This window comes from Alphaproteobacteria bacterium, assembly GCA_018063245.1.
Taxonomy (GTDB): domain Bacteria; phylum Pseudomonadota; class Alphaproteobacteria; order JAGPBS01; family JAGPBS01; genus JAGPBS01.
Window position 1 is genome coordinate 1 of sequence record JAGPBS010000081.1, and the last position, 4,963, is coordinate 4,963.

Here is a 4,963-nt window from a genome sequence, read left to right on the forward strand (position 1 = left end):
GTCCATAGTTATCCCATTCTTCTGCTTTAAAAACAGATAGCATGGCTGGCAATGGAATGGAGTTGAGGTAATCGCCAAATCGAACAGAGGTGATTTGCTCAAGATTCACATCAACGTTATCAGATGTGAAATTACGTAAACTTGTTGTCATCATGCGCACAAGCCGATCGAAAACAACTTCAAGCATTGGCAGGCGCTCGTAGTTCACAAGACCACTGTTCACAAGCGCCATGATTCCGGAGTTATCACTTTCCCAGTCATCATCAGAAAAGCCCAAGAGACTATCAATCTCATCTTGATTTAGAACACGCAGGTTTTCAGTCTCGCCTTCCACAACCTCTTCATTGGTTATGCTCTGCGCCTCTTTCTCAACAGACGATTCCCACTCTGCCGCAAGCTGATCATCAGGGCTCATCGCACCTTGGGGTAATTCTTGTTCATTTTCTTTTTGAGCAACAGCACCTGTCATCTCTTCAATCCCTTAACCTAAGTTACCTATTGCATGACAACGTCTTGGAACAAAACATCGCGAACCTCAACCGGCTGGACAATAACGGAAACACGCCTAAGCAGTTCTTCTCTCAAGCGATAAATCCCTGTTGAGCCCTTCATATCTTCTGGACGCACTTCTCTTAAATAAACTTGAAAAGCATCAATGATTTTAGGCTGCATTTCTTCTAGCTTTTTCAGATCTTCTGGGTTGCCAATTTCAAGCGTTACAACAACTTTCAGGTAATTTTGACGTCGATTTTTTGTATTAAGATTCACCAAAAGCTCAGGGAGCTTTAAAAACAAAGAAGGTGTCTGCTCTACAACTTTCGGTTGCTCTTCTTCTTTATGACCGCCGATCACACCTGTGAAAAGGAGACCTCCTACGATACCTCCGATCAACACAAGTGGCAAAACAATAAACAGAATAATCTTTTTACCGCTCATCCGTTTTTTTTGAGCAGCACCGTCTGAGCCGTCCTGACCTTCTGTATTTACTGCAATTTCAGTCTCTTCGTCTGCCATATCGATCCCCGCATCATTTATTTTCTTATACTATCTTACTCTTTTTCTACATGTGAATAAAATATCTTTTTCACCATTCTATTAATATATTTATTTCTAGCCTATAAAATTTTTATCCAAATAGAAATCATCAAATCACTCAGACACAAAACCGGCATTTTTTTCCATCAGGTGAACACTTCTTACCCTCAAATCAAAACTGACATCAACGAAAATACCTTAACCATTTCAATTTAATGATTATTTTTCGTGGCACGTTTCCTGCATCTGGTCATGAGCAACCGAAAATATCAAGAAGGTCTAAGGATAATGGATAAGAATTTAAACTACACAACATTAGCAAGACAAACAGCGCTCAGACGAAATTTAAACATGATCGCGAATAATCTTGCGAATATTAATACCACAGGATTCAAAAGATCCTCGCTCTTTCTTGTTGGAGACAATGTCAAGCAATCATCGGGTGAAATGATCACAATGCCGCTTGACTACAGTACCTTTCGTGATCTTTCTCAAGGTGCTCTTGTGCAAACAGGTGATCCATATGATGTCGGTATTCTGGGTAGAGGACACTTTATGATTGCAAGAAGTGATCAAACTTATTACACCCGCGATGGTCATTTTACACAAAATGAAAAAGGCGAGCTCTGCACACATCAAGGTGATCTTGTTCAAAGTGCGGGTGGCGGCCCTATTATGATTCCACCAACAGCTTTATCTTTTGTTATCCATCCGGATGGCACTGTTGCAACTGAAGATGAAGTGGTTGGGAAAATTGCTGTTGTTACCTTTGAAGATGAACAAGAGCTCAAAGAATGGCAAGACAATCTATTCACAACAACAGCAGAAGCAATCGGCGCAACTGACTACAAATTACGCCAACATCATGTTGAAAGCAGCAATATCAATCCAGCTGTTGCCATGACAGACATGATCGCTGTTCAGCGTGAATTCGAAATCAACCAAAAAATACTCGATTCCGCGGGAGATCTCTTGGGATCGTTCATTCAAAACATACTCTAACAATTACGTAGGATAAAAAAATGGAACAACTAGCTATGAGAATTGCTGCCAGCGGGATGACAAATGCCCAGGCAACCGTTGACACAATCTCACAAAACATTGCCAACTTACGCACAACAGCTTTCAAGCGTCATATTACAGTTAACAAAACAACACCTTACCGTATTGAACTCAGACCCGGAACAGTGGCATCAGACACAGGCGCCTTGGTTCCGTCAGGAATCCAAATTGGTACAGGTGTGAAATTATCTGCCATCAGCCGTATTTTAACGGAAGGACAAATGACACAGACAGAAAGCCAGCTCGATATGGCCATTCATCAAAAAGGTTATTTCCAGATTGCAGGACCAAACGATGAAACCATTTATACAAGAGATGGTAACTTCACCAGAAATGAATTGGGACAAATTGTAACACAAGAGGGATACTTGCTCATTCCAACCATCACGATTCCCCAAAATGCTGTGGATGTGACAGTGAACACAATTGGTGAAGTCATTGTGAAGTTAGATGGCGTCATTGCACCAACAACAATCGGACAAATTCAAATTGCCACATTCATTAACGAAAACGGCCTTGAAGAATTGGGCGAGAACTATTTTGGAGAAACGCCTGCCTCTGGCAATCCTGTTGTTGGCATCGCTGGCAGCAATGGTTTTGGTAAAATTCTACAATCGAACTTAGAAAACTCAAACGTTGAAGTTGTGAGCGAGCTCACAGAATTGATCAGCGCACAGCGTGCTTATGAGATGAACTCACGCATTATATCTGCTGAAGATCAAATGTTATCTGCTCTGACCAATCTCAGATAATAAACATAGGGGGCTAAAACAATGAGCATCGTTATTAAAATCGACAGACAACGACACGCGAACCTCAAAAAATCAATTGAGAGAAAGCCTGGCATATTACGTTATGCGTTAGGCGGCCTTACCGCTATCACGCTTTTTTGTTGTCTCACCTATAACATGGCCTCTGCAAATGAAAACGCAGTTGTTGTGCACAAAAATGTGACAATCCGTGGCGACTATGTCAAATTAGGAGACGTTTTCTCACCCATTGAAAATCATGAGCTTTACGACAAAGCAATCGCACGCGCACCAAAACCTGGATCAAAACTCGTTCTTGATAATCGTTTTTTGACAAAAACCGCAAAACTCAATGGCATTCAATGGCAACCAAACGGACAATCTGATGTCTCGATTGTTTATCGCTCAAGCTCAACCATCCATCAAGAAGACATCCAAAAATCTCTCTTAGATAAATTGACCGAAGATCACAATATCGATCCTCAAGAATGGATTGTCTCATTCGATCAGAAAGATTCGAGCATTCATCTGCCATCAGATATTGAAGCAAGTTTTGCCATTGAGGCACTCACTCTTGATGAAACCAATGGGCATTTCTCTGCTGACATTATCGCTCCGTCAACCGATATGCCACTTGTGAGAAACAGGCTCACTGGTAAATTACAACAAACCATACAAATTCCAGTTTTAAAGACTCAAACCAAAACAGGGCAAATCATCAAGGATAGTGACCTTGTCTATTTGCGCCTTCCTAAAAACAAAGTCAATCAAGAGGTGATTCAAGACCCAGCACATCTGGTTGGCTATACACCAAAGCGAATCGTTTCACCCAATCTCCCCATTCAACAATTTGATATCATGGCGCCCATTCTTGTAACCAAGGGATCAATTACAACCGTTACGCTCGTTTCACAAAATCTCGCGCTGACAACAAAAGCAACAGCTCTTGAAAACGGCTCGAAGGGAGATCGCATTCGGCTTTTAAACCCGCAAAGCAAAATCACCATTGAAGCTGAAGTCATTGGCCTTAATCAAGCACGTGTTGATTCTCCTTTTGACCTTGCATTTCAAAACAATCAAGGGCAAAATTCAATACAGGCTCCTTCTGCTAACAATAATTGATTGACACAAAATGACACACTCTTCTTCCTCGACCATTCAAAAGCTTTCCACTGCTCTAGTCCTGTGTTCAATTGGATTATCACTGTCAGCCTGTAATGCCCTTGATAGGCTCATGAATATTGGAAGAGAACCACAGCTCGATGAAATTCACAACCCAACCAAGCAACCAGGCTATCGCCCTGTCGATTTACCAATGCCCGACACACATCAAGTAGCCTATCAATCAAACTCTCTCTGGAGACCTGGCTCTAAAGCCTTTTTTAAAGACCAACGTGCATCGCAAGTTGGAGATATTCTGACCGTTCTGATCAGCATGAACAATTCTGCCAGCACATCAAATGAATCCAAACGAGAAAGAAAAAATTCAGAAGATTCAAGCATCACAAAACTCTTCAGAGATGAAAGCATCTTAAAGAAACTCACCAATAGTGAAACAGGCGGTCCATCAGCCACCTTTGATAGAGAGCACAAAATTGATGGTAAAGGAAGCATCGATCGCACCGAGGCAATCACTTTACGTCTAGCTGCAATCATCACACAGGTTCTCCCAAACGGCAATTTCGTCATTCAAGGACGTCAACAAGTTCGAGTGAATTATGACATGACAGAGCTTCTCATTACAGGCGTTGTCCGCCCAGAAGATATTGACCGCAGAAATGAAACGAGCATCGAGAAAGTTGCAGAAGCGCGCGTTTCATACGGCGGCAAAGGCCAAATTATGGACTTCCAACAACCGCCTTATGGCGCTCAGCTCTTTGACATCATCATGCCGTTCTAAGATCTCTTCTTTTGTCACCCTTTACTCTAACGCTCCCCCAAAACGAATTATTCTTCTATGTCAAGGCAAAATAGAAATGTCCGCTTTAGAGCAAAATAGAAATGTCCGCTTTAGAGCAAGATAGAAATGTCCGCTTTAGAGGATAAGTTATCCAAAAGTCCACAACCCGGCAGCGGAGCCTCCTACACTCAGGCTGCCAAGGGTTGTGGGCCTTGTG

The 4,963-nt window shown here is 42.0% G+C and carries 6 protein-coding genes; 4 read left to right on the forward strand and 2 right to left on the reverse strand.

What is annotated here, in order from left to right:
• Window positions 1-415 (reverse strand): flagellar motor switch protein FliM (locus KBF71_08785; GenBank protein ID MBP9878406.1); only part of this gene is annotated, 415 nt, incomplete at its 3' end.
• A gap of 80 nt (window positions 416-495) precedes the next feature.
• Entirely contained in the window at window positions 496-1,014 is a 519-nt protein-coding gene (locus tag KBF71_08790; protein MBP9878407.1) for a flagellar basal body-associated FliL family protein, read from the reverse strand.
• Window positions 1,015-1,323: 309 nt separating this feature from the next.
• Here KBF71_08790 and KBF71_08795 point away from each other — a divergent pair, with 309 nt between their 5' ends.
• Genes KBF71_08795 through KBF71_08810 form a run of 4 tightly spaced genes read left to right on the forward strand, consistent with a single transcriptional unit; the run spans window position 1,324 to window position 4,746 of the window.
• Window positions 1,324-2,037: a flagellar hook-basal body protein gene (locus tag KBF71_08795; protein MBP9878408.1), complete on the forward strand. Its 714-nt coding sequence runs from the start codon at window positions 1,324-1,326 to the stop codon at window positions 2,035-2,037.
• Window positions 2,038-2,057: 20 nt separating this feature from the next.
• Complete coding sequence (flgG, locus tag KBF71_08800) at window positions 2,058-2,849, forward strand: flagellar basal-body rod protein FlgG (GenBank protein MBP9878409.1); 792 nt, start codon at window positions 2,058-2,060, stop codon at window positions 2,847-2,849.
• A gap of 21 nt (window positions 2,850-2,870) precedes the next feature.
• Window positions 2,871-3,968: a flagellar basal body P-ring formation protein FlgA gene (gene flgA / locus KBF71_08805; GenBank protein MBP9878410.1), complete on the forward strand. Its 1,098-nt coding sequence runs from the start codon at window positions 2,871-2,873 to the stop codon at window positions 3,966-3,968.
• A 10-nt stretch (window positions 3,969-3,978) separates the two neighbouring features.
• Window positions 3,979-4,746: a flagellar basal body L-ring protein FlgH gene (locus KBF71_08810; protein MBP9878411.1), complete on the forward strand. Its 768-nt coding sequence runs from the start codon at window positions 3,979-3,981 to the stop codon at window positions 4,744-4,746.
• Window positions 4,747-4,963: the final 217 nt, after the last annotated feature.

Bases quoted from the DNA above. Each gene is read 5' to 3' on its own strand.
- KBF71_08790 (MBP9878407.1), bottom strand. From the start codon at position 1,014: ATGGCAGACGAAGAGACTGAAATTGCAGTAAATACAGAAGGTCAGGAC.
- flgA (MBP9878410.1), top strand. From the start codon at position 2,871: ATGAGCATCGTTATTAAAATCGACAGACAACGACACGCGAACCTCAAA.
- flgG (MBP9878409.1), top strand. From the start codon at position 2,058: ATGGAACAACTAGCTATGAGAATTGCTGCCAGCGGGATGACAAATGCC.
- KBF71_08810 (MBP9878411.1), top strand. From the start codon at position 3,979: ATGACACACTCTTCTTCCTCGACCATTCAAAAGCTTTCCACTGCTCTA.
- KBF71_08795 (MBP9878408.1), top strand. From the start codon at position 1,324: ATGGATAAGAATTTAAACTACACAACATTAGCAAGACAAACAGCGCTC.